Source organism: Bacteroides cellulosilyticus DSM 14838, from assembly GCF_000158035.1.
GTDB lineage: Bacteria > Bacteroidota > Bacteroidia > Bacteroidales > Bacteroidaceae > Bacteroides > Bacteroides cellulosilyticus.
This window is the reverse complement of record NZ_EQ973488.1, coordinates 120,840-125,027: the sequence shown is the minus strand read 5'-3', so window position 1 is coordinate 125,027 and position 4,188 is coordinate 120,840. Positions and strand designations below refer to the sequence as shown.

The following is a 4,188-nucleotide window of genomic DNA, read 5'->3' as shown; positions in this document are numbered from 1 at the left end:
GGACTAAAAGATGTACTTCAATCCGGACAGGGTATGCGTGATGATCCGATGTCGGTTATTATTACGACTGCCGGCTTTGACAAATTAGGACCGTGCTATCAATTTCGGGAAATGTGTACGGAAGTTCTGAAGGGGCTAAAGGAGGATGACACTCTTTTCGCCCTGATTTACGCATTGGATGAAGGGGATGACTGGAAGGATGAAAAAATGTGGGCTAAAAGCAACCCTAATTTGGGAATTACAGTTAAATCGAAGTACCTACGGGAGCAGGTACAGAAGGCTATCAACTCACCATCGGAGGAAGTAGGTATTAAGACGAAGAACATTAATATGTGGTGTGACGCGGAAACAGTTTGGATTCCGGATCACTATATACTTAACTCATCGGATAATGTGGAATTTGAACGGTTCCGCGACATGGATTGCTATATGGGTATCGACTTATCGAGCACAAGTGACTTGACTTGTGCCGCATTTATGTTCCCCACTTCCGAAAAAACATATTTCAAGGTTAAATACTACCTGCCGGAAATGGCTTTACAGGAGAAGCGCTTCAAGGAACTTTATGGCGAATGGCGCAGGCAGGGGTTGATTACCATCACTCCGGGTAATGTGACGGATTACGATTACATCCTGAATGATATTCTGGATATTCGTGATAAGGTTTACATCCAGAAGATATCCTATGATAGCTGGAACGCTACCCAATTTACGATCAATGCCGAAGACAAGGGACTGCCAATGGAACCTTTCAGCCAAGCTCTTGGAAACTTCAACCGTCCAACGAAGGAAATGGAACGCCTGTTATTATCCGGGAAGGCCGTGATTGACAATAACGTGATTAACCGGCACTGTTTCCGCAATGTGGCCATGGCCCGGGATCGGAATGGAAATACCAAGCCGTCCAAACAATTTGAGGAAAAGAAAATAGATGGGGTCATCGCTATGCTTGAGGCACTTGGCGGGTACTTGTCATCACCTCGTTATGGAGAATTCTACTAAAGTGTCCGACACTTTTTTGGTTAGTGTGTAAAAGTGCACTTGAAATGAAATTATTCGGATATAATTTAGAACTGAGGAAAGCAACCAAGCAGGAGACATCCCGTATTCCGGCGTGGAGCTACTCCGGTGGGCACGCCCCACTATTGAGCAGAAGCAAACCAATGCTGCTGTCTACTGTCTATCGCTGCGTAGACCTGATATCAGACAGTGTGGCGGTACTTCCATTAAAAACATATAAGTTGGACAGGGAGGGGTTTAAGGCTGAATTCAAGCAGCATCCGGCTTATTCTTTACTGGACCTGGAGCCTAACGAGGATATGACCCGTTTTGTATTCTTCAAGACGCTCATGGCATCGGTTCTGTTGACGGGAAACGGGTATGCATACATTGAGCGTGATAACAAGTTGAATGTGTCCCAACTTCTCTATATACCAACAAGCCATGTATCTATAGTTTGGATTACGGATCGGAACGGTATCATGCGGAAACGCTACCAGATTACGGGTTTTAAAGAACTTGTCGAACCGCGGGACATGCTCCATGTGTTGAATTTTTCCTACGATGGAATCATTGGCGTTTCTACTCTTACTCATGCCCGGCAGACGCTCGGCATTGCTACAAGTAGCGAAGAACATGCCGCAGGATTCTTTACGAGCGGAGGAATGTCCGGGGTGCTAACGGTTGAAGGGGCACGGCTTGATAAAGCGCAAAAAGATCAGATATACGCGACTTGGGAAGAGCGAATCATAAACCACCCGAACGGTATTGCGGTATTGGAGGCGAATATGAAGTATCAGCCTATCACTATCAATCCCAAGGATGCGCAGTTGCTCGAATCGAGGCAGTTCAATGTTGTGGACCTTTGCCGGTTCTTTTCTGTATCACCGGTTAAAGCGTTCGATTTATCGAAGTCCAGCTATTCTACCGTTGAGGCTACACAGCTTCAATATTTGACAGATACCGCATTAGCGGTAATTACGAAGATTGAACAGGAAATCAACCGGAAGGTATTTCTGCCTTCAGAACGAGGGAGTGTACTTGCCGAATTTGATACGTCCGCTATTCTCCGCACGGATAAAGGTGCACAGGCTGCCTATTGGAAAGATTTATCTGTCATCGGTGCGGCTACCCCGAACGAGGTGCGCCGGGAAAATAATCTTCCGAGGATTGAGAATGGGGACAAGGCTTTTGTTCAGGTCAACGTGCAGACTTTGGACAATGCCGTGAAAGAAAATCCCGCAAAAAATGAAAATAATCCAAAAGTGTCCGACACTTCTGTGGTTAGTGTGTAAAAGCTAAGATTATGGACGAAAAAAGAGAAATCAGAAACATAGCTTCCCAGGTGATAGCTGATGAAGAAAAACGTACCGTTGAGGGATATGCTTTACTCTTCGGTGTGTCTTCGGACGGTCTACCCTTTGAGGAGGTTATTGAGCGTGGGGCTTTGGATGGAGTGATCGAGAAAAGCGATGTGTTTGCGTTGATGAACCATAGTCAGAGCCGCGGAATACTAGCCCGATGCAATCAGGGTAATGGATCCTTATCGCTGTCTGTGGACAGTAAGGGATTGAAATACCGTTTTGAAGCGCCTAAAACAGCACTTGGCGACGAACTGTTGGAGAACATTCGCCGCGGTGAAATTAACGAAAGTTCTTTCTGTTTTGACGTGGAAAAGGACACTTGGGAGAAGAAAAGTGACGGCACATGGAAGCGGACGGTATCGAAAGTCGGGAACCTGTACGACATTTCACCGGTGTACAATGCTGCATACAGCAAGACTTCGGTTTATATGCGCGGTAAAGAGCAGGCTGAGGCTGAATTGACCCGCCAAAACAGCGAGAATTTGAACGAGTATTACTCTAATATTGAAAAATCATTAAACATTTGAATGTTATGGCAAAAGAAAAAAGTATCACAGAATTGAAGGACGAGAAGAAGCAACTTTCTGCTCGTTCAAAAGCTATCATTGAGGCGGCAAAAGGCGAAAAGCGCCAGTTAAATGCCGAGGAAAATGAAGAATTAGGTGCAAACCAGTGTCGTATGGCGGAAATCAATCTTGAGATTGAGGAACGCGAAGACCAGAACCGCCAACAGGGCAAGCAACATGTCACGCCCGGACAGGGAAAGTTCTCTCTGCGCCGTGCCATCGCCAATATGGTGGATGGAAACCAGCAAAATGATGCAGATGCCAGTGTTATTGATGCAGCTACTACACATCACAATATGTCGGGTGCCCAGATGGCAGACAAACGCAGCATTGTTGTGCCGGTGAACATGGAGAGCCGTGCGGCATTTACAGCGGCTACTGAAGCGGTCACTGGTGTAGTTATTGACGAGGAACAGCAGGAAATGTTGTTGCCTTTGCAGTCCTCGCTGGTGCTGGCACAAGCTGGAGCGCGATTTATGACCGGATTACAGGGCAATATCTATTGGCCGGAATTTTCAGGCGCCAATGTGTTCTGGGAGGGTGAAAATGATGAAGCCAAGGATGGAGCTGGAGCATTCTCCAAGGGGGATGTATTTAAGCCGTTGCGTTTGACTGCCTATGTGGATATCTCTAAACAGTTACTTGTGCAAGAAAACGCCTCTGTAGAAGCCTATATTCGCCAAGCCATTGCCGTAGCCATCGCACAGAAGATAGAGCAGACGGCATTCAGCACGAAGACTGGCGTAGCTAATACTCCCGACGGTATGTTTCATACTCTTGATGCGAACGTAAAGGGTGCAATGACATGGGAACAGATCGTTGCTATGGAGACAAAGGCAGATACTCAGGATGCATTGTTCGGCAATCTGTCGTATATCTTGCATCCGGCACTTGTTGGCAAGGCTAAGACTAAGGTAAAGGATGCATCCGGCGCAGGTGGCTTCATCTTTACCGGAAATGGGGATGGTCAACTGAACGGATACCGCGCCTTGCGTACCAATAACCTGCCGAAAGAGCTGGGAGAAGGTTCGGACGAGTTCGGTATAGCATTCGGCAATTGGGCTAATTACTTCTTGGGACAATGGGGTGGCATTGAATTGCTGGTAGACCCGTACACTCAAGCTCTCAAGGGCACGGTAAGGTTGATCACCAACTCTTACTGGAATATGGGATTCATCCGCAAGGAATCATTCTGTATTGCATCCATGAAGTAATATGGCATACGTTGACTTAGAGTTGGTAAAGAGGCACTTGAATTT

At 46.5% G+C, this 4,188-nt stretch carries 4 protein-coding genes; all 4 read left to right on the top strand.

The window, feature by feature from the left end; genetic code table 11:
- Positions 1 to 1,002: terminase TerL endonuclease subunit (locus BACCELL_RS01790; protein WP_007209785.1), on the top strand; the 1,002-nt coding region annotated here is incomplete at its 5' end.
- A 44-nt stretch (positions 1,003 to 1,046) separates the two neighbouring features.
- Entirely contained in the window at positions 1,047 to 2,294 is a 1,248-nt protein-coding gene (locus BACCELL_RS01785; RefSeq protein WP_007209784.1) for a phage portal protein, read from the top strand.
- An 11-nt stretch (positions 2,295 to 2,305) separates the two neighbouring features.
- Entirely contained in the window at positions 2,306 to 2,890 is a 585-nt protein-coding gene (locus BACCELL_RS01780) for an HK97 family phage prohead protease (RefSeq protein ID WP_007209783.1), read from the top strand.
- A 5-nt stretch (positions 2,891 to 2,895) separates the two neighbouring features.
- On the top strand, positions 2,896 to 4,143 hold the full coding sequence (locus BACCELL_RS01775) for a phage major capsid protein (RefSeq protein ID WP_007209782.1): 1,248 nt from the start codon (positions 2,896 to 2,898) through the stop codon (positions 4,141 to 4,143).
- Positions 4,144 to 4,188: the final 45 nt, after the last annotated feature.

What these genes read in the sequence shown, in the direction of transcription:
- BACCELL_RS01785 (WP_007209784.1), top strand. Translation starts at nt 1,047, where the DNA reads ATGAAATTATTCGGATATAATTTAGAACTGAGGAAAGCAACCAAGCAG.
- BACCELL_RS01775 (WP_007209782.1), top strand. Translation starts at nt 2,896, where the DNA reads ATGGCAAAAGAAAAAAGTATCACAGAATTGAAGGACGAGAAGAAGCAA.
- BACCELL_RS01780 (WP_007209783.1), top strand. Translation starts at nt 2,306, where the DNA reads ATGGACGAAAAAAGAGAAATCAGAAACATAGCTTCCCAGGTGATAGCT.